16 protein-coding genes are annotated in these 22,308 nt (G+C 36.7%); 7 read left to right on the forward strand and 9 right to left on the reverse strand.

Going from position 1 to position 22,308, the window contains the following annotated elements:
* Positions 1-9: 9 nt before the first annotated feature.
* The 5 genes from KO502_RS06040 to rplU all read right to left on the reverse strand — a co-directional run bounded on the left by KO502_RS06040 (position 10) and on the right by rplU (position 4,117).
* Positions 10-1,500: a hypothetical protein gene (locus KO502_RS06040; RefSeq protein ID WP_216021670.1), complete on the reverse strand. Its 1,491-nt coding sequence runs from the start codon at positions 1,498-1,500 to the stop codon at positions 10-12.
* 82 nt (positions 1,501-1,582) lie between these two features.
* A complete protein-coding gene (folA, locus tag KO502_RS06045; protein ID WP_252730534.1) occupies positions 1,583-2,107 on the reverse strand; it encodes a type 3 dihydrofolate reductase in 525 nt (174 codons plus the stop codon).
* Positions 2,108-2,204: 97 nt separating this feature from the next.
* Complete coding sequence (gene cgtA, locus KO502_RS06050; protein ID WP_216021671.1) at positions 2,205-3,365, reverse strand: Obg family GTPase CgtA; 1,161 nt, start codon at positions 3,363-3,365, stop codon at positions 2,205-2,207.
* Between the two features lie 166 nt (positions 3,366-3,531).
* Complete coding sequence (rpmA, locus tag KO502_RS06055; protein ID WP_101343342.1) at positions 3,532-3,789, reverse strand: 50S ribosomal protein L27; 258 nt, start codon at positions 3,787-3,789, stop codon at positions 3,532-3,534.
* Positions 3,790-3,805: 16 nt separating this feature from the next.
* On the reverse strand, positions 3,806-4,117 hold the full coding sequence (gene rplU / locus KO502_RS06060) for a 50S ribosomal protein L21 (protein WP_216021672.1): 312 nt from the start codon (positions 4,115-4,117) through the stop codon (positions 3,806-3,808).
* Positions 4,118-4,402: 285 nt separating this feature from the next.
* On the opposite strand from rplU, the gene ispB reads away from it, so the two are divergent.
* Both ispB and KO502_RS06070 read left to right on the forward strand, forming a co-directional pair.
* Positions 4,403-5,386, forward strand: coding sequence for an octaprenyl diphosphate synthase (gene ispB, locus KO502_RS06065; RefSeq protein WP_216021673.1), 984 nt, complete (start codon positions 4,403-4,405; stop codon positions 5,384-5,386).
* A 12-nt stretch (positions 5,387-5,398) separates the two neighbouring features.
* Positions 5,399-5,962 carry a paraquat-inducible protein A gene (locus tag KO502_RS06070; RefSeq protein WP_216021674.1) on the forward strand — a complete coding sequence of 188 codons (564 nt, stop codon included), beginning with the start codon at positions 5,399-5,401 and terminating at the stop codon, positions 5,960-5,962.
* Between the two features lie 115 nt (positions 5,963-6,077).
* On the opposite strand, the gene mdh is transcribed toward KO502_RS06070, so the two are convergent.
* The gene (gene mdh / locus KO502_RS06075; protein ID WP_216021675.1) at positions 6,078-7,013 is read right to left on the reverse strand and encodes a malate dehydrogenase; all 936 of its coding nucleotides are present in this window, start codon (positions 7,011-7,013) and stop codon (positions 6,078-6,080) included.
* A 386-nt stretch (positions 7,014-7,399) separates the two neighbouring features.
* Here mdh and argR point away from each other — a divergent pair, with 386 nt between their 5' ends.
* Positions 7,400-7,867 carry a transcriptional regulator ArgR gene (argR, locus tag KO502_RS06080; RefSeq protein WP_216021676.1) on the forward strand — a complete coding sequence of 156 codons (468 nt, stop codon included), beginning with the start codon at positions 7,400-7,402 and terminating at the stop codon, positions 7,865-7,867.
* Between the two features lie 126 nt (positions 7,868-7,993).
* Here argR and KO502_RS17310 read toward each other — a convergent pair whose 3' ends face one another.
* The gene (locus KO502_RS17310) at positions 7,994-11,485 is read right to left on the reverse strand and encodes an ATP-binding protein (protein WP_216021677.1); all 3,492 of its coding nucleotides are present in this window, start codon (positions 11,483-11,485) and stop codon (positions 7,994-7,996) included.
* A 726-nt stretch (positions 11,486-12,211) separates the two neighbouring features.
* Entirely contained in the window at positions 12,212-13,699 is a 1,488-nt protein-coding gene (locus KO502_RS06090; RefSeq protein ID WP_252730535.1) for a PhoH family protein, read from the reverse strand.
* Positions 13,700-13,927: 228 nt separating this feature from the next.
* Here KO502_RS06090 and rapA point away from each other — a divergent pair, with 228 nt between their 5' ends.
* The 3 genes from rapA (at position 13,928) to KO502_RS06105 (ending at position 18,789) form a co-directional block, all read left to right on the forward strand.
* Positions 13,928-16,849, forward strand: coding sequence for an RNA polymerase-associated protein RapA (gene rapA, locus KO502_RS06095; protein ID WP_216021678.1), 2,922 nt, complete (start codon positions 13,928-13,930; stop codon positions 16,847-16,849).
* 145 nt (positions 16,850-16,994) lie between these two features.
* Complete coding sequence (rluA, locus tag KO502_RS06100) at positions 16,995-17,690, forward strand: bifunctional tRNA pseudouridine(32) synthase/23S rRNA pseudouridine(746) synthase RluA (RefSeq protein ID WP_216021679.1); 696 nt, start codon at positions 16,995-16,997, stop codon at positions 17,688-17,690.
* Between the two features lie 94 nt (positions 17,691-17,784).
* Positions 17,785-18,789: a DUF3530 family protein gene (locus tag KO502_RS06105; protein ID WP_354668308.1), complete on the forward strand. Its 1,005-nt coding sequence runs from the start codon at positions 17,785-17,787 to the stop codon at positions 18,787-18,789.
* Positions 18,790-18,836: 47 nt separating this feature from the next.
* Here KO502_RS06105 and djlA read toward each other — a convergent pair whose 3' ends face one another.
* Positions 18,837-19,664, reverse strand: coding sequence for a co-chaperone DjlA (djlA, locus tag KO502_RS06110; protein WP_216021681.1), 828 nt, complete (start codon positions 19,662-19,664; stop codon positions 18,837-18,839).
* 313 nt (positions 19,665-19,977) lie between these two features.
* On the opposite strand from djlA, the gene lptD reads away from it, so the two are divergent.
* A complete protein-coding gene (lptD, locus tag KO502_RS06115) occupies positions 19,978-22,287 on the forward strand; it encodes an LPS assembly protein LptD (protein ID WP_216021682.1) in 2,310 nt (769 codons plus the stop codon).
* Positions 22,288-22,308 lie beyond the last annotated feature (21 nt).

The following is a 22,308-nucleotide window of genomic DNA, read 5'->3' on the forward strand; positions in this document are numbered from 1 at the left end:
TATAAATGTCTAGTTAGATGATTTTACACCATGGAAATAACCTACAACCATTTCCCCATCAGAGTTTGGGGAGTTAAAGTACATAGTAAGTTGGTTATCAGTAATAGTACCTTTAATACCAGATGCTTCACCTGTACCAAAAACTTCGTTCCCTATAACCTGACATGAGAAATTACCTTCGCTTGATGTTACATTACAGCTTTCACCATTTAACGTAAGCGTACCAGTAACACTGTAAACATCTTCACCTGAGCCATCTAGCTGTGAAACGGCTTCTTGACCTTGGTAACCATAACTACCTGCAGAGATACCTTCTACAGGGCATGAGACAGTACTAGTACCATTGAAATAAACTGATACATATTCTTTGCTGTTGTTTTGAGCATCGGATAACGTTGGCATGGCAACTAATGTGACACTATTATTAGCGATTGTACCTGTAAGTGAGGCCGAATCACCAATGTTAACTTCGATACTTGAACCCGTAATAGAGCAACTTCCAGTCCAGCCCTCCGGTGCAGACAGTGAACAAACACCTGTTTTACTAACAGATAAAGTTGACCCATTAAGACTATAGTTAGAGCCCGCTACACTTTGATCTTTTGGAATGACAGTTTCATGGGAGGTTAATTCGAAAACACGATCTATCGCGCAATTTTCAATTAATTGAAGCTGATTATCTAAATGCGCTTTAGCGGCATCGGCACTAACTAATTCTTCAATACCCGCTTCAGGATTAGCAACCTGAGCAAAAGCAATAATACTAGCATCATTACCAAATGCTTCTGTTGATACATCAAAATTAATGGCTGGGCCATTCTCTTCAATTAATGTTGTATTCAAATTTATACCATCATCAACAAAACTATTTGAGTCAAGGGTTTGCAATAATCGAGCAAGGTTAACAACACGTCTATCAGCGCTGTCTGTGGTTGAAAATGCATCTAAAGGTGAAATTATTGCGCCATCAGCTAAATTCTCAACACTAAACTGGGTACTGCCCATAACAAAAGTTACGCTTTCATTCTGCATATATTCAAAACTACCATCTGCTAGTGTTTGTCCAGAGAAAGTATCAGTAAAATAACTCAAACCAGCTACAGGGCTATCGATAAAGACACCCGTTTGAGCTACTGCTAAGTTTTCACATGTAATAACAATATTTGAAACCTCGCCCGATACCGTGCCACTACCATTGGTCACAACACATGTTTGGTTTTCAGGTGGATTAACAACTTCCACAGCATAATTTATACCTGCTTCAAATTCACCTATGGTAAAGCTAACATCAGCAACACCGTTACCAATAAGTTGCCCTGAATTCCAGTCTTGGCCATTTTTTGTCAATATTAATATTATTTCGCCATCAATTCCTTTTATTGTCCCAGAAATTGAAAACTCATTTGGTTCTTCACTCTCTTCAGTATCACCAGAACAGCCAAATAATCCTAACGATAAAAATAAACTTAAAATAATACCCTTTTCAAATGTCCGCATCATACTTCTCCATTGTTACAGAAATATCAGTTAACTATATTGTTAATAATATTTAATTGTTGTACTACCTTGATTATATTCTTTCTCAATCAATACGCTGGTATAAACAAAAATCTAGTTGATAGGCATTTTTCTCATCAGCCTCTCGAATGTCACTTCTAATTTTTTTCCAATTCGCTTCATTATAATCGGGGAATTTTGTATCTCCGTCAATAGACGCTTTAATATGCGTAACGTATAAGCGATCGGCTTTTGGTAGACAATGTGCGTAAATAGCACCACCACCAATCACCATAATTTCTTCAACCGCTTCACTACCATTTGAACCATCAACTAACGCTAATGCTTGCTCAACTGAAGTGACTATGTCGACACCTTCAGCGCCTTTTCCCTGTGGTAAATAATTTTCATCACGAGAAATAACTATATTGCGACGCCCCGGTAATGGGCGCCCAATGGATTCATAAGTTTTACGTCCCATAATAATCGGTTTACCTAAAGTAACTTGTTTAAAGTACGCTAAGTCCGCAGGTAAATGCCATGGCATATCATTGTCTTTACCGATAATGTTGTTATCGGCGGTGGCAACTATCATGGATAAAATGGTCATTGTTTTTTCTCACTTATTTAAGGCAATAAAAAAGCACTAGTTTAACTGAATAAACGAGTGCTTTAAAAATTAATCATATAAACGAACAAGCTATTAATTAAGGACGGTATTCAACTTCAACGTCATAATCATCTTCGTTCCAATCGTCGTCATCTAAATCGTCGTCGTAAGCGGCTATCGTTTCTTCATGATAGGTATCCCACTTAAACTCAACGGTTTTACCGTCAATTGGCGCTTCCTCTTCTTCTACTGGTAATTCTTCAATAAAAGTCATCACTCTTTGTGATAACTCTTCAGTACCTGTACGGTTAAAAGCGGAAATACTGTGTACTTCGCCTTGCCAATCTAAACCTTCAAGAATTCTATCGGTAATTTCTTTCGCTTCTTCTTCAAGCACTAAATCAGTTTTATTGAAAACAATCCAACGAGGTTTACCGGCAAGCTTTTCGTTGTGCTGCTCAAGTTCACTAATGATCGTTTGTGCATTTTCTAAAGGATCCGAGCCGTCAACAGGTAAGATATCAATCACGTGTAATAAGATACGACAACGCTCAAGATGCTTTAAAAATTGTGTACCTAAGCCGGCGCCGTCTGCTGCACCTTCAATAAGTCCTGGAATATCGGCAATAACAAAACTACGAGAGCTATCTAAACGCACTACACCTAAGTTAGGTACTAGGGTTGTAAATGGGTAATCCGCTACTTTAGGCTTTGCAGCCGAAACACTGCGAATCAAGGTCGATTTACCCGCATTAGGTAAACCTAAAAGGCCAACATCAGCCAATAACAGTAACTCTAATTTAAGGTTACGAATTTCTCCTGGCGTACCATCTGTTTTTTGACGAGGTGTACGATTGGTGCTACTTTTAAAGCGTAAATTACCTAAACCATGCCAGCCACCTTTAGCAACCAGTAACTTTTGGCCTTTGTGGGTTAAATCACCAATTTGCTCACCGGTATCTTGATCGATAGCACGTGTGCCAACAGGTACTTTAAGTACAAGGTCATCCGAACCTTTACCAGTACAGTTTTGTGGTTGACCATTCTGGCCACGCTTCGCTCGGTGAAAACGTTCAAAACGATAATCAATAAGGGTATTTAAGCTTTCATCGGCAATTAAAAAAACATCGCCGCCATCGCCGCCATCACCACCGTTAGGACCTCCATACTCAATAAATTTTTCTCTACGGAAACTGACACAGCCGTTGCCACCGTCGCCCGCTTCAACTCTGATCTCAACTTCATCAACAAATTTCATGGTATCTCAATAACCCTAATGTGGTAACTAATGTCGTTTATCTAACATCAATGTAATTAACGTTAGTATAAACTATTTTTGACCGACTAAATATATTTGTGTCCATCAAAAAAAATCTAAAAAAAAACCTCGCATGAAGCGAGGTTTTTATGAGTCTAAGTTTTAATTAGTCAGCAATAATGCTAACAAACTTACGACTTTTTGGACCTTTAACTTCAAATTGAACTTTACCGTCAGATAAAGCAAATAAAGTATGATCTTTACCGATACCCATGTTGTCACCAGCGTGGAAACGAGTACCACGTTGACGAACAATAATGTTACCAGCTAAAACAGATTCGCCACCAAAACGCTTAACACCTAGGCGTTTAGCTTCTGAATCGCGACCATTTCGTGTACTACCTGCAGCTTTCTTATGTGCCATGTCAAAATGCTCCTAATTAGCCGTTAATACCAGTAATTTTCACTTCAGTGAACCATTGACGATGGCCCGCTTGTTTGCGTGAATGCTTACGACGTTTGAATTTAACGATAGTAACTTTAGGTGCGCGAGCTTGTGTAACAACCTCTGCAACTACTTTACCACCAGCAACGTAAGGCGCGCCTACATTGATGTTTTCGCCGTTGGCGATCATTAAAACGTTATCAAATTCTACTGTTGCGCCTACTTCAAGCTCAAGCTTTTCTAGACGAACTGTTTGTCCTTCGGTTACACGATGTTGTTTACCACCGCTTTGGAATACCGCGTACATAGCTACTCCGTACTGCGCCAATTACTTATTAAGTTAAAGTTTTATGACGCTAAATTTAAAAATATAGGGCGCGAATTCTACGCTAAGAAATTAGAGAGAGCAAGTATAAAAACGATCATTTACCAAGTTTATTAGCATTTAATGCTTTTTATTAGGTTTTCACTCAAGAATTAAAACAAAGCGATTAGAAAACTACTTTTGCAGTGAATTTAGTGTAAACTTTGCCTTCTTAACTAATTGAAACCTTTTAATTAATAAAAAATTACACTAGCTAAAGAAAGTAATATGGGCAATAACGTAGATATTAAAGCAATACAGGCATTAGCACAAAACGATATGAGCGCGGTAAACGATCTTATCTATGATCAATTACAATCTGATGTCGCCTTAATTAATCAACTTGGAGTATACATTGTTAACGCTGGCGGTAAACGCATGCGCCCTATGTTAACAGTGCTTGCTGCCAGAGCATTATCTTATCAAGGTACTCAACATTTAGATATTGCCGCGATCATTGAGTTTATTCATACTGCGACTTTATTACACGATGATGTCGTTGATGAATCGAACATGCGCCGTGGTAGAGAAACCGCAAATGCACTTTTTGGTAATAGCGCCAGTGTTTTAGTGGGTGATTTTCTCTATACCCGTTCATTTCAAATGATGACTAAATTAGGCGATATGCGCATTATGAATATTTTATCTGATGCAACCAATATTGTTGCTGAAGGTGAAGTATTACAATTAATGAATTGTAACGATGCCAGCACCACTGAAGAAAGTTACATGCAGGTTATTTACTGCAAAACAGCTAAATTATTTGAAGCAGCAACCCGCCTAGCCGCAGTAGTAGCTAAACAAGATGAAAAAATCGAAAAAGCCATGGCTGACTACGGTAAGTATTTAGGTACTGCGTTCCAGTTAGTTGATGACATTATGGATTACACTGCAAACGCTAAAGAAATGGGCAAAAATGTCGGTGATGATTTAGCTGAAGGTAAACCTACCCTACCGCTACTTTATGCAATGAAACACGGTAATAGTACGCAACAACAACTCATCAAAGAGGCGATTGAACTTGGTAACGGCATGGACAACCTTGAATTGATTCTTGCTGCTATGGAAGAAACCGGCTCATTACGTTATACCCAAGCACAAGCCGAAATTGAAGCCGACAAAGCCATCAAAGCGCTCGATGTTATTGCTGATAGCGAACAAAAAAAAGCATTGATTGCATTAGCGCATATTGCTGCTAACCGTACTGTTTAAAGGTAGCAAGATATGACTAAACATTTAGGCTTTTTTCTAAACCTTGTTGCTATCGGTTTATTTATTCCAGGCATTACTCTACCTATATTTTCGTTAGTCATGGAAGCAAACGCACATGTTGGCGGCTCACAATTAACAACCGAGCTAGTCAATAAAGAGTTATCACTATTAGGTACAATCAACGAGCTTTGGTTAGACGATCGCTTATTGGTTGCTATTGCTTTGTTTATCTTTTCGATAGCAATACCTGTAATTAAAGCGACTTTAGTGTGTACTGCCTATTTTATAAGCAACACATCTCTTGCTAAAAAAATACTTAATGTGATTAGCGCTATTGGCAAGTGGTCAATGGCTGATGTGTTTGTTATTGCGGTTTTTCTGGCAGTATTATCTACCAATCATGCAGAAACAATAAATCACCAACAATTTACTTTATTTTCTTTTCAAATTAAATTGGCATTAAGCAGCGAGACTATATCGAATGTAGGTAAAGGCTTTTATTACTTTTTTGGCTATTGTGTTTTGTCGTTATTAGCTAGCCAAATAAGCCAATACGCTATTAATAAAACCAAGTAACCTGCCCTACTTTATACTTTGAAAAAATAATTAATGACATAAAAAAAGCCCGTCATTTCAATTGAAGTGACGGGCTTTTTGCAAGTAAGGCTTTATCAATTATATATTGATAAAATTATGCGTTGATAAAATCAACACCTTCTTGAATGTCTTTGTTTAATGTTTCTAACATATCGTTTTTAGCTTTTTCTTCAAAAGCAGATAATTCACCGTATGGTAAAATTTCAGAAACACCGTTAACACCTAAACGTACAGGGTGTGCAAAATAAGCAGCATCGCCGTCAGCAACATCTACGTAAGCGTAATCTACAACGTCTTCGCCTTGTAAACCTTTCACTAAAGATAAACAAAAACGAGCAGCAGCAGCGCCCATAGATAAAGTAGCTGAACCGCCACCTGCTTTAGCATTTACAACTTCAGTACCAGCATTTTGGATACGTGGAGTTAATGCAGCAACTTCTTCTTCAGAGAAAGTTACACCTTCAACTTGAGAAAGAAGAGGTAAAATAGTTGTACCTGAGTGACCACCAATTACTGGCACTTTAACTTCAGCAACGTTTAAACCTTTAAGTTCAGCAACAAATGCTTCACTACGGATAACATCTAAAGTAGTTACACCAAATACACGGTTTTTGTCGTATGTACCTGCTTTTTTGAATACTTCAGCAACAATTGGTACAGTGCCGTTTACTGGGTTAGTGATAACACCAACTAATGCTTTAGGACAGTTAGCAACAATACCTTCTGCTAATGTTTTGATAATACCAGCGTTTACTGCGAATAAGTCAGCACGGTCCATACCAGGCTTACGTGGCATACCCGCTGGAATGATTACAATATCAGCACCTGTTAATGCTTGACCTAATGCATCAGCACCAAAACCTTCAACTTTAACTGCTGTAGGGATGTGTGATAAATCAACAGCAACACCAGGAACTACTGGTGCAACATCATATAAAGCTAACTCAGAACCCGCTGGTAATTGAGTTTTTAATAATAAAGATAACGCTTGACCAATACCGCCTGCGGCGCCTAAAACTGCTACTTTCATTTGAAATCTCCGAATTATAAATGGGTTTATTTATTGTGCATTATTTAATTAACATAAGAATTTTAGTGCATTTGAGTAAATACGTTAATTTATTTCTGCGCAAAAGATATAGCATAACCAAACAAAAGACAAATTATATACGCATATATTGATTATCTATTTGCTGAATTGCTAACCAGTAACTATCTATAATCCACTTAAAATATTGATATGACGCGCTATTCAATTAAGTTGTACGGTTAAAACAACTTTTAGGTTGCATGATTTATTTTATATAATTATTCTATATTAATGAAATTTTATGCGATGATGAACAATTAAATTAGTGCTTTAATCACATTGGTATCGATTTAAGTGTTTTTCTATTACAAGGTTAGTTAAAGATTATGAGCGGTTTACACAAACAAGAAGAGCTTGTACAAGTTTTTAAAGACTTATTAAAACAAGAGCAATTTAGTTCTCAAGGTGAAATTGTTGAGTCTTTAAAAGCCAATGGCTTTAACAATATTAGTCAATCAAAAATATCACGCATGCTCAGTAAATATGGCGCGGTACGTACTCGCAATGCTCGCCAAGAAATGGTGTATTGTTTACCCGCAGAATTAGGCGTGCCCACAGCACAAAGTCCGCTCAAACAATTAGTATTAGAAATAGAACACAATTCGGTGATGATAATTATTCAAACCAGCCCTGGCGCTGCGCAGTTAATAGCAAGGCTATTAGATAGCTTAAGTAAGAGCGATGGTGTACTGGGTACGATTGCCGGTGATGATACTATTTTTATTGCGCCAACCGACGTTAGTAAAATAGACGAAACAATTAAACGGTTAGAACACCTTTTTTCTATTAATTAAATTCTATTCATTTAATAGTCAAAATCCTAAACATAAAAACCAAATATAAAGTTCAGTTAAAGTGTCTTATTTAAAGTCAAAACAATAGTTACCAAGAAAAGATATCACTGCAATTAGCGCTACAAACTATACAAGCGGCTTAGTCACTTTACTTTGCATAAGTACTTCTTTAATGCTACTCAGTAAAACCTTCCCTGTTACTGGCTTCGCCATGTGATAGTTCATGCCGGCTTCAAAGCTTTGCTCTTTATCTTCAGCTCTTGCATGAGCGGTCATAGCAATGATAGGGAGGTATTTAAATTTACTCTGTTTTCTAAGTTGTTTAGTGGCTGTGAGTCCGTCCATTATAGGCATTTGAATATCCATTAGCACGACATCAAATAATTCTTTTTCTAGTATATCTAGCGCTGCTTGACCATTATCTACAATAGTGACTATTGCCTGCATACTTGATAATAACTCTTTCGCAACTAGTTGGTTAATTAAGTTATCTTCAACTAAAAGTACTGATATATCTTTTAAGTTTTCCTCTTCATCGTCTATAGCGCTTTTAGGATTTTGTTTAACGTCTATATCTGCTTCTAAATACCTAGTATTACTTACTTCCTTATTTATTAACTGTTTTTCACTTGTACTGTTTACGAAGCTTGGAGTGACGGGTTTTAACTCTTCTAATGATAATTTTTTAACTATATCTAAGTTAAACAAGCTTTTCGATATTTGATCAAGGGCATATCTAAACAAAGGTAAGTCGACTAATAAGTAAGGGATTTCAAGCTTATCTAAATATCGACAAGTTTCGTTATGCAACGAGGTTAATGCTGGCTGAGATAAGGCCAGTAATTTAAAGTCCGTTAAATTAAATAGATTACTAGACTTGCTTTGCACTACAGCCTTTTCAGTTTGCAGTTGCTGTAACTGAGAAAAGTGAGTCTCTCCAATAAGCAATACACTGGCTTTAGCAATATTGAGTGACAATAATTCTTGAATATCATCTACTTCATATAAATACCAATTCATCTGTTTGATACTGTGGATAAAGCTTTCTGTAAGCTTTTGTTTAACCGAATAAACAGTAACACTATCAACAAGTGGGTGCGCTAAGTCTGCAGATAAACGGGTAAATTCTGCTTGACTAAAATCATTTATTTCTTCGCCAGCGATAGAGATTTTATTTTGCACCTTATCAAGTGCGACCTTTTCTAATGGCAAAATAAAACTTAGCTCACTACCTTCACCTAATTGACTAGTTAGGGTTATTTTACCGCCAAGTAATTTAATAATTTGCTGACAAATAGACAAACCTAAACCTGAGCCGCCATACTTACGAGTCATCGATTCATCAGCCTGACTAAATGCGGTAAATAGATGACTTTGATTCTCTTTAGCAATACCTATTCCTGTGTCTATAACTCTAAAACGTACCTGCGCATGACTTTCATTGTTTAATAAAGTATCAACAATTAATTTAATATATCCTTGCTCAGTGAACTTAATGGCATTATTAAATAAATTTGCCAGTACCTGCACTAGGCGCATTTCATCACTGATCACGTTACTCGGTACGGTCGCACTCATATCAACAAGCATTTCAACACGCTGATGGTTAATGTTGCTCATATTCAACTTCAGTGCTTTATCAATAATATTGGCGAGGTTAACTGGCGCCTGACTGACCACCATTTTACCCGCTTCTATTTTAGATAAGTCTAATAGTTCATCAACCAGATGCAGCAAGGTTGTAGAAGCACTTTGAGCATTAATTAAGTAATGTTCTTGTCGAGTATCAAGAGAGGTACGCGCTAACAAGTCCATCATACCTTGCATGGCATTAATCGGGGTTCTTACCTCGTGGCTCATATTCGCTAAAAATTGGATTTTTACTCGGTTAGCGTACTCAGCTTGATCCTTAGCTTTTTTCAACGCTGATTGCGTCGCTTGCTGTACCGTAACATCATGAAAAAGACTAATAGAACCGAGGACATTGCCTTGTTCGTCAGTAAATTGATTACAAAAGCCTTGATAAGTAAAGTCACCGGCTTTAATTAACGCACTTTGTGGGTATGTATTATCGTCAAGCGCATTTAAACGATTTATTTCTGCGGCTAATTCAGGAGGCATAAACCTTACCGATTTTTCACCTAACATTTGCTCGACTGAATGTTTAGTTAATCGTTCAAAAGCATTATTACAGCCGATCAATAAACCATTATTATCATTAAATACAATTAACTCTGGAATAGCATTCATCACCGATCGCAGTAAAGCGTAGTCACGTTGATGTTTCGCACTTGTTTCTTGTAATGCCATCGTTTTTTCGGTCACTCGACAATCTAACTCATCGTTTTGTTCGGTAAGCTGTAATAGTAAGGTTCTATTTTGTACAAATATATCTTCTACTACTTGAAACCAATGCAACCAATCAGCTGATGGAGTCACTTTGCCGGGATCACCTTCAGCACAATATTGAATATGACGAATAAACTCAGTAGTCGGTTTAATAAATGTACGCTTGGTCATGCTATTAATTAACATAAGGAAAGCAAGTAAACCAATAAACATCATTGAGAATATAAAAATGAAGTCGCTGTATTGTGGCTCTGAAAAATTCGCAAATCGTTGGTATTTGAGTAATGACCAACCATTTACCGCAATAGTTTGTTTTTCTATAAACCACTCGCCAATGCGTTGAGCATCACTCATTTTAGCGAATGCGTCAGGTGTAAGGTGTTGCAATTCTGTCGGTAATAAATCTTGCCAAGAAGCGCGATAGCTTAACGATTCTTTACCTAATCGTTTCGCTAACAATATCTCATGATCTTGATTAAATAGTATTAACCCTTGATCGCTTGAGTCTAACGCCGATAGATTGTCGTGCAATCGAGATAGATTTACGTCAATAACTACGGCACCTAATATTTTTCCTTGATGAAAAACACCGGTACCAAGTGATGCGCTCATACCACTACCCGCAGCATCAAGGTAAGGCGATGACCAAAGAACACTATTGTTTTTAGGTGTTAATTTATGCATTCTTTTGAAATGAGCACTGGCTAAGGTATTTTCACTAAATTGCCAAATTTCACGATCAACCCAAGGGTAAATATTTACAAAATTATCAAATGAAATGTAATAAAACCATTTAGCTTCTTCAATAATATTTTGAGCTGCAATAAAAGTCGGCGTTAATGCATTCGCCATTGCGATTTCTTTCTTTTTAAGACTATCGAATTGACTAATTTTTCCTATGCCGGTAATACTGCTACTTAACCTTTTGCCAGGTTGAAGTACATCACGCTCAAGTTTATCTGAATAAAATATATCATCATCTTGAGACAAAACAGGCATTGGAGTGTTTACTTCATTAGGATGTTCAAGCATATACTCAGCAAACACTTGTATACCCACAACGGCTTGCACACTTTGTTCAAGCATCACATTTAAGTGTTGAGCTTCTTGCTTTAATGCTAATAAGCTTTCATCTTGGTGTTGAGTTATTTGATTAAAGTAACGTAGTGAAGCAACCGATAAAGCAACTAAAATAATAACGATAAAGGCAACAACGACAGTTATGTTGTAGCGTCTGAAAACAGTATTAATGCCAGTTTGATAGTACACTGAGTTGCCTTAACATTGAGTAGAATTATATTTAATATTAACGGAGAAATAACAAAGGTAACAAATTAAAGCAGTCACATACTTTAAGCAAGGTTTTAAGTAATACTTTAAATAATGAATATTTATAAAATTTATCCAAACAACCTTCTTTAATATCATTAATAGTTAATCAAACTATTAATATAACAGAGGCAAGGTGAGCAATTATTGATGCATTTTCATAATGTAAAAATAATTCATATAAATATTAGGTAAAACTAAATTAGACATTAAAAATTTAGTTTTATAGGTGTACAATAAATCGATTTTTAGCGATTGTACGTACCACGGCTCGTTATACTGAATGCATGCTTACATAGCAGCCTTTACTGTCTTATGATCACCTTGACTTACGCTCAGGTGACTTATTAACTCGACTTCAACTAGATATTGATAATTTTATTTACGCTTACTATTCCCTATAATTGTCGCTTTATTTCAATAGATAACATAATACTAATGCAGCAGGAAGAATTTCTGTGCAAGGCTGTCATCAAGGGTTATCTAGCAATAATGATTATTATCAAACGTTACTTAATTACTTTTGATAATAATCAGTTTGAGCCAATAAAAAAGGTAGCTTAATATAACAAGCTACCTTCGTTTACTTTTTCAAATATCCTAATATAGCTTAATTAAAGATAGCTAAAAATTTAATATAACGAAACTTAATATAACGAAACTAAGTTAAAGGTTTTCTTCCGCAAACGACGCCAATCGACTACGCACCACACCGTTTAGGTTAATAGTGGCAGAGCCTGGGAAATCCTTAAAGCGTTCAACAATATAAGTTAGTCCCGAGGTAACAGCGGTTAAATAATTACTATCTATTTGCGCTAAATTACCCGAGCAGACAATTTTAGTGCCTTCACCACAACGAGTAATAATGGTTTTTAATTGCGCCGCTGTTAAGTTTTGACATTCATCGAGTAAAACTAATGCATTTTGTATACTTCTACCGCGCATAAAGTTAACCGATTTAAACTGAATATTGGCTTTGTCCATAATGTAATTTAAGCTGCCGTGCATACTTTCATCTTGTTGATGTAATACTTCAAGAGAGTCAGTGATTGCAGCAAGCCAAGGTGCCATTTTTTCTTCTTCAGTACCCGGTAAAAAACCGATAGATTCAGCTATTTCAGGGGTACTTCGAGTAACGATTATTTTGTCGTACAAACCGCGCTCAATAACTTGCTCAAGGGCGCTTGCCAAAGCGAGAAGTGTTTTACCACAACCTGCAGGGCCGGTAAGAATAACTAAATCGATATTAGGGTCGAGTAAAGCGTCCATCGCCATACCCTGATAAATATTTTTAGGGGTAATGCCCCACGCCGTTTTCGTTAATAATCGCTCCCGGCCTAAATCTAAAATGGCAAGCTGTTCATCATCCCAACCGGTAACTTTACCAGCAAAACTTTCGCTTTCATCTAACAGGTATTCATTAATGTATGCTGAAGGTACAGTATCACGCGCTACATAGTGAGTAGTATTTCTGCCTTCTAATTCGGTATCAACAGCTTTAATTTTATCCCAAAAATCACCCGAAAATTTATGGTAACCTTTAGTTAGAAATTGAATATCATCAATTAATTGGTCAGTTCTATAATCTTCCACATGCGCTAAACCAGCACCTTTCGCTTTGAGGCGCATATTAATGTCTTTGGTGACTAACACTATTTTTTTATTCGGGGTTTTCTTTTGGATGTGTAATGCTGCATTGATAATGCGATTATCGTTTTCATTAAATGATAAAGTATGGGCAGTTTGTTCTAGGGCGTAATCATTAATAATAGCAAGACAACCACTCGGGTGTTGTTCATCATTTTGCGGTAATTTAACACCTGATAACACCTCATCAGGACTAGCATCACGCAGTGTATCTTCAAGTGCTCTAATAGCAACACGGGCATCTCTACTCACATCTTTATTTCTATCTTTAATCGAATCTAACTCTTCTAAAACCGTCATAGGCACAACAACATCATGCTCTTTAAACGATAAGAAGGCGAAAGGCTCATGTAACAGAATATTAGTATCTAAAATGTAGATAGTTGCAGGGTTTTCGGGTAAATCAGTGGTTAGATTCTTCGGAGTCTCAGCTTGAGAGGTTTGGACTGAATTGTGATTTAAATCATTACTTAACTTATTTTCGTTATTCATATTCTCTTTAGTCATCGCGAATCTCCATGATTGACCGACAAAACAAATATAAAACCGCTTTAATATAAACAAAGTATAGCTTAACTACAGTAATCTCTTATTTTTAGTGAAGCAAGCATAATTTTTTAATGATCCTGTCTAGGATTCCGCGTAACATAGCGCCTTTTTTTATCGCAGAGTTTTATATTTAGTGAGTCCTGATTATAATAGGAGCCACAAGATAATTGTCGGAGAAGTATATATATGCCATTTCAGCTAGGTCAGCGTTGGATCAGTGATAGTGAATCAGATCAAGGTTTAGGAACAGTAACAGGGGTTGAACATCGCTTCGTTAATATTGTTTTCACAGCCACTGGTGAGTCTCGCAAATATGCTAAAGACAATGCCCCACTAACGCGTGTTATTTTCAATAAAGATGACCTAGTTCCAAGCCACGAAGGTTGGATGTTAAAAGTAACGTCTTACAGCGAAGCCCATGGCATTATTACTTATGAAGGGGTTCGCCAAGATACTAACGAACAAACCAGTTTAAAAGAAGTGATGATAGATCACTTTATTAAATTCAATAAACCACACGACCGTTTACTAAACAGCCAAGTCGATCGTTTAGATTGGTTCCGCTTACGTAAAGATTGTTTAAGCCATCAATATCAGCAGCAACAGTCTGACTTAACCGGTTTAACTGGCGCCCGCGTTAGTTTAATTCCGCACCAATTATATATTGCCGATGAAGTTGGTAGTCGTTTTGCGCCCCGCGTATTACTTGCCGATGAAGTTGGTTTAGGTAAAACCATTGAAGCAGGTTTAATTATTCATCAGCAATTAGTGACCGGTCGAGCAAAGCGCGTGCTAATTATTGTACCTGAATCATTAATGCATCAATGGTTAGTTGAAATGCTACGTCGTTTTAACCTTAGCTTTAGTATTTTTGATAACGAACGTTGTGTTGAAACCAGCCAAGATAATTACGTTGATGGCAAAAAAGCCAATCCGTTTAGCACTGAGCAATTAGTACTAGTTAACTTAGGCTTTATTACTAAAAATCCAGAATGGTATGAAGCCCTCCTTGAAGAAGAATGGGATTTAATGATTGTTGATGAAGCCCATCACTTAAATTGGCAACAAGACAACCCAAGTATTGAATATCAATGCATTGAGCAATTATCTAAAGTAATTCCTGGCGTTCTATTATTAACCGCAACACCAGATCAATTAGGTCATGAAAGTCATTTTGCGCGTTTACGTTTACTTGACCCTGATCGTTTTTACGATTATCAAAAATTTACCGAAGAAGAGTCACAGTATAGCGTAGTTGCGGATGCCGCTAACGCTTTAGTTGAAGGTGAAAAGCTTACTTCTGAACAAGAAAACACTCTAACGACGCTGTTAAAAGAAACCGATATTAAAGCCCAACTTGCTCTACTTAATGATGCAAATAAATCAGCAGCAACACGCCAAGGTTTATTAAAACAGTTACTTGATAGACATGGCACAGGCCGTATTTTATTTAGGAACTCGCGTAATACGATTAAAGGCTTCCCTGCTAGAAAATTAATGCCCACTGCATTAACGCTGCCAGAGCAATACGAAGAGTCCATTAATGAATTAATGCTCAGCGATAGCCCTGAAAATTTAGCACAATCTAAACAAGCTAAATTTATTTTTACCCCTGAAATGTTGTATGGTTTAGATCACCATGAGCAAGCATGGACAGATTTTGACCCGCGCGTTGATTACTTAATTGAGTTATTACAAACTCTCAAAAAAGAAAAAGTATTAGTGATTTGTGCACACGCGCAAACTGCCATTGATTTAGAAGCTGCACTGCGTATAAAAGAAGGCATTCGTGCTGCTGTTTTCCATGAAGGCTTATCTATTTTCGAACGTGATAAAGCCGCAGCTTACTTCGCCCAAGATGAAGATAGCGCCCAGTTATTATTATGTTCAGAAATTGGTAGTGAAGGTCGTAACTTCCAATTCGCGCATCACCTAGTATTGTTTGATTTACCGAGTAACCCTGATTTATTAGAGCAGCGTATTGGTCGTCTTGATCGTATTGGTCAAACCGATGTTATTCAATTACACGTACCGTATTTTGAAGATTCTGCGCAGCATTTATTATTCGATTGGTATCATCAAGGTATGCAAGGTTTTGAGCATACCTGTATTACAGGCAGAGTAATTTTTGAAACTTTCGGCGAAACTTTACTGTCGTTAGCATTAACGTCACAACAGCAATCAACAGAAGCTGAAAAACTCATTAGTGATAGTTGGCAAAAACATTTAACGATTAAAGCTGAGTTAGAGTCAGGTCGAGATAAACTATTAGAGCTTAACTCTTCCGGACAAGGTCGTGCGCTTGAGCTAGTAAACAAAATCGAAAAAGTTGATAACAGTATCGACTTACCGCAATTTATGTTTCAAGCATTAGATGTTTTTGGTATTCAGCAAGATGACAAAGCCGATAATGCCATCGCTTTAAATCAAAGCGAGCATATGCTTAATAGTAACTTCCCGTGTTTACCCGAAGATGGTACTACAGTTACTTTTGACCGAGATACCGCCTTAGTTAATGAAAATTATCAATTATTAACTTGGGATCACCCTATGGTTCGCGGTGTTATGGATTTAGTGCTGAGTGATGAAATAGGTAATGCCAGTATTGGTTTGTTAAAAAACGAAGCTTTACCTGTAGGAACTTTTTTCCTTGAATGTTTATTCACAGTAGAAGCTACTGCGCCAGCACATTTACAACTTGGTCGTTATTTACCAACCACGCCAATACGTATTTTGGTGGACAAAAACGGTAATAACCTAGCTGATAAAGTGAGTGAACAAGTGCTTGATAAACAGTTATCACCTGTTAAAAAACAAATGGCACTACAGCTCGTTAAAGCACTTAGAGCGCAAATAGCCCCACTTGTTGCTAAAGCGGAAGTTCACGGTGCTGAGCATATTGCCGCTATTCAAGAAAAATCATTAGCGGCAATGCAAACGAAATTAACGACAGAGCAACAACGATTGACCGCTTTAAAAGCAATTAATCCAAGTGTTCGCCAAGAAGAAATTGACTTTATTAGCCAACAACAAGAAGAGTTAACGCATTACATTGATAAAGCACAATTGACCTTTGAAGCAATAAGAATGATAGTAGTTACTCACTAACAAACTTACCTTACTGATATTGATTAAGGGTTGATTAAATTGATATTAAGTTAATCAAGTATAAAGCTAAGTTCGCAAACTAAAGTGAACTTAGCTTTTTTTGTGATGGGATAAAATAATCTAAACGACAGAAACTGAGAAAATAATGAGTGCAAACCCTGATTTCGTATACACACCGCCTATGTCGCCTTATCTTGATATTATTTACCAAGATGATGATATTGTAGTGGTAAATAAAGCCAGTGGTATTTTAAGCGTACCAGGACGTTTACCTGAACATCAAGATTGTTTGCAAAATCGTGTACAACGAGTATTACCAAGCGCAACCATAGTGCATCGCTTAGATATGGCAACCTCTGGCATTATGATCATGGCATTAAACAAGCCCGCTCATGTAGCTATTAGTCGCCAGTTTGAACAAAGAAAAACCCAAAAACAGTATATTGCTCGTGTATTTGGTCATGTAAAAGACAGTGAAGGCAGTGTTGATTTACCACTCATTTGCGATTGGCCGAATAGACCGAAACAGATGGTAGATTTTGAAAGTGGCAAAAAATCCTTAACGCATTTTCGTGTACTTAGCTATTCTGATGAAGATGCTAGTCTTGCAGGTGAGCCTATCAGTACACTAGTTGAATTAACCCCGGTTACAGGGCGTTCACATCAGCTAAGAGTTCACATGTTAGCGATTGGGCACCCTATTTTGGGCGATAAATTGTATGCCACAGATGATGCATTAACAATGCGTAATAGGTTGCAATTACATGCTTTGACTTTACGTTTATTTCATCCAACGAGTGAAGAAGAAATTACCTTTACCGCACCATGTCCATTTACCTAAGGTTTTTAACTCACGCGCCGATACTGTAATGTAAGTAATAGTCGCTGTTAGTTTAAAAAGTATTATGACATTCATTAATTTTCGAGGTGTTTTCGTGCGTACTTACCATTATCAAAATATCAAAAATGTATTCTTAGTAACTATTTCAATTTTTCTGTTAACCATTCTTACTTCAATACACTTAGCACACGCCGCAGCTAATATTAATCAAGATAATACAGAGCAATCGCTTAACAAAACAGATGATGGTTTATCAAATAAAGAAGCAGCAGACAAAAATAATACAAATAGCGACGGAAAAATCGACACTGCAACAAAGAGCAACAAAGTAGATCCTCCTGTAAGTCAAACCAAACAACAAAAAGACGACTTACAACATTACTCAACAAAGGGGCAAGTAAAGCCATTATTAGCAGGCCCTGATGAGTATATAACCCTAGTGCAAAAATACACTAGCGCCAATAGTAAAGGGGTTGTTATTTTATTACCTGAATGGCAACAAGGGGCAACCAACCCTAAAGCCATTAATTTTTTACAGAATACTTTGCCCTCTCAAGGTTGGAACACTATTGCAATCCAACCAGAAAATAAACCTGAAGATTTTCCCTCTGCAGCTTTAACGACTGAAGACAGAATCAAAGAAAATGACTTAATACTATCCGAATACAAGCGCAAGCTTGATGTGTTATTCACTGCAATAATGAATACTACAAAAGAATACCCTGGGATTGTGGTGGTAATAGCACAAGGAAATAATAGTGCACTGTTAGTTGATAACTTCAGTCAAGAAGACAGTCAGCGTCCTAACGCCCTTATATTATTAAGTAGTTACCGGTCCAGTAATGATGAGCTTATTGACAGCGACAATGAAAAATTTGCACAGCAATTAGCAGTCTCTGAGTTACCCGTGCTCGATCTTTATCTCAAGCACGACAACAGCTTAGTCATTAATAAAGCACCACAAAGAAAAGTAATGGCCTCACAAGAAGTGAAAACCTATTATCGTCAACGCCAGCTAAATAATACTATTACCGGCTATTACCCAGAAAAAGAATTACTTAGACAAATAAATAGTTGGCTAAAAGCAATTGGTTGGTAGTTATTATCGCAATTACTCCTAACTAAATTAAGATATAAACTGTCGATTTACTTATTATCTTTAACAATTAAATCATAAGCCGCTTGAATCTCCTGAGTTTTCTCTTTAGCACTTTCCATCATGGCTGGCGGCAAGCCTTTGGCAATCAATTTATCGGGATGATGTTGCGACATTAATTTGCGGTACGATTTTTTAATGGCTTTCATGTCTGAATTTCTATCTATTCCTAGCACTTTATAAGCGTTATCAAGCTGCTGCCCAGTACTAGGTCTCGAAGCTGAGCTTTGTTGTCTATAACTACCGCCCGCTTGTTGCTGATGAAAACTACTACCGGCAATAATCATTTCTAATAAGTTATCAAGATCTCGTGCTGAATATCCTAAAAACTGAGCTATGGTATGTAAAACTGAACGCTCTGAGCTATCTAAATCGCCATCACTAAAAGCCACTTGTATTTGTATCTCTAAAAACATTAGTAATAAATCTTGTCTATTACCCATCAAGCGTTTGAATTTAATAAGGCGATCTTTTAACGGAAAGCCAGAAGATTTACCTTCCCGAAAAGCATCTTGTGCTTGCTCTCGTAATTCATTATTAAGATTTAATTTATCCATATAAGCGCTAGCAAAGGCAATTTCATGGCTGGTTACTTGGCCTTTTGCTTTTGCAACATGACCCATAACAGAAAAAGTGGTATAAAAAAAAGCTGCCTGCCTAGCAACATCATCTTCGCTGCCCCCAGCGATACCATTAAAGTTAAATCCTCTACCGCGATCAAAAATATGACCAAGCCATAAACCTAGTAATGCACCGAATAAACTTTTACTCAGCATAAAACCAAATAAGAAACCTAAAATCTTACCCCAGATATGCATATTTCTAAATTTTCCTAAATTAAAAAGAATGAGATAACGCTATTGCTTTAGCTTGTAACTAAGGCGCTTAAAATACTTAACAATGAATAAAATAACAACTTACTCATAATATCTTTCAAATATGTAGAAAAGCGTTAAACTAGGAAATAAATCACTTCCGCTGATATGTTTTTTTAAACAATCACAGAAGAATTTAGCCCAACTGAAAAAAGTGCTATATCATAAAGCAATTAGCCGTTAAAATAACTGATTCATCATTATAAAATCAATTTATAAATTTTCACCTGTTTTCGGACAATATTTCGGACAATAAATGCTTTTTTCCCGTACATTACCGTTAAGTTTACTACTTTTACTTGTTTGTTTTGCACAAAAAGTATCCGCAGCATCTGACACCACAACATCATCAGCAAATTCATTAGCTAGTCATTGTCCGTTACCTGTATTTAGTGATATTGGTCAAGGTGTCACCGTAACCGACAATAGTATTCGTATTTCCTCGTTAGAAGCTAATATTGAACAAGATCAGCAAGCTTTATTTAATGGCTCAGTTGTTTTGGTTGATAAAACTCAAAAAATAATGGCGGACCAACTCGCGTTTAACCGACTAAAAATGCAAATTGAAGCAGTTGGTAATATTCAATATCAAAGTAGTGACATTAATATTTTTGCTGACAGTTTAAGTGCCAGTAAGGCAGAACGCTCAACACAAATGACTGCAGCGTCTTATCAACTTGACGGAAACCCTGGGCGTGGTAACGCTCAAGATCTAGTTATAACCGGAGATGGCTTACTCAGTTTGGCTGATTCAACCTTTACAACCTGTTTGCAAGAAGTTCCTGATTGGCAAATAAAAGCATCAGAAATAAACCTATCGGCAAAAGGTGATTTTGGTGAGGCTTATGGGGCACAGTTTAGAGTTTTAGATGTACCCGTTTTATATGTTCCCTACTTTTACTTCCCTATTTCTAAAAAAAGATTAAGCGGTTTTTTATATCCTGAAGCAGGTAATTCAACTAATTCAGGAATAGAATTTAGTGCTCCGTATTATTGGAATATAGCAGAAAACTATGACGCAACAATCACCCCACATTATATGTCAAAACGTGGTTTACAATTACAAACAGAATTTCGTTACCTCAAAAATATGCAATCGGGTCAAATTGATATTGAATATTTAAATAACGATAAACAAGTAACCACCAATGATGATGCCCGTTATTTAGCTCGTATACAGCATGTTGGTACTTTTTCAAATGACTTTCGTGCTTATTTAGACTTTACCACTATCAGCGATGATAACTATTTAGTTGATATCGGTAGTGAGCAATATAATTATAACGACACTTACCTGTACCAAACGGCTGAAATTGCTTATTTTGGCGAACAATGGCAAAGCTCTATAAAACTACAAGATTTTGAAGTATTAGGTGACCACCAACCAAGTTATAAAACATTACCGCACATTGATATATCAGCTCAACAACCATTGGACTTTTTAAATGGACAATTTGAAATATATTCAGAGCTAACCAACTTTCAAAGTTCTGAACAGGATGAAGCTGAAGCTAATCGTTATCACGTTGAAGCTGGTTTTACATTCCCTATAGCGAGACCTGCATGGTTCTTAAATTCTGAAATAAAATTACTACACACTTATTATCAACAAGATAACATCGCACAAGATAGTCCTTTGGAAGAAAAAGTATCGCGAACATTACCTAAAATAAGAATACATGGTGGTATAAATTTTGACCGCGAAGTTTTATTATTTAATCAAAATTATCGGCATACTCTTGAACCTCAATTACAATATCTATACGTACCAGAAAAAGATCAATCGATGATTGGTTTATATGATACAACTGATTTACAGGATGATTTTCATGGTATATTTCGTGATATAAGTTACAGTGGCTTAGATAGAATAACCGCGGCAAATCAATATACTTGGGGTCTAACAAGCCGTTTACTTAATGAAAATAATTTAGAGATACTGCGTTTAAGTCTTGGTCGTATTCAATATTTAGGTAGCTCAAACTCAAACCTTCCCATTGATACATTGTTATTAGATAATGGGCAAATTAATGAAGTACAACCTGCACTAGCGGCTGATATATTTTATCGAATAAACCACCAATGGCAAATTAGTGGTGACATTCAATACAACACATTAGAAAACCACACAAATAAAGGGCAGATTAATATTGACTATCAAATGTCAAAATATAATTTACTTCAATTGAACCATAGGTACACTCGTAATGTCTCAGGAGAGAGCATAGAGCAAGCATCGGTTTTAACTAGCTTTGGAATTAACAAAAACTGGGCTTTTGTAGGGCGTTTAACGCAAGACTTAAAGCAGGAGAGAAGTTTAGAGAGTTATGCAGGTTTTCAATATGAAAGTTGCTGTTGGGCCGTTCGTATTGCCTACTACAGACATATTAACTCTAATTTAGATCCTAATAACATTGGCATCGATGGCCGAGAAGCTTTTGATTCAGGTATTGACTTTAAATTAGTCATCAAAGGTTTTGATGGCAATCAATCAACGATTGGCACACAAGAAATGTTAGATAAAAGTATATTCGGCTACAAACGACCTTATTACTTGCAAAATTAAATAAAATAGCGGCTTAAGCGG

Source organism: Colwellia sp. E2M01 (genome assembly GCF_018860585.1).
Taxonomy (GTDB): Bacteria; Pseudomonadota; Gammaproteobacteria; order Enterobacterales; family Alteromonadaceae; genus Colwellia.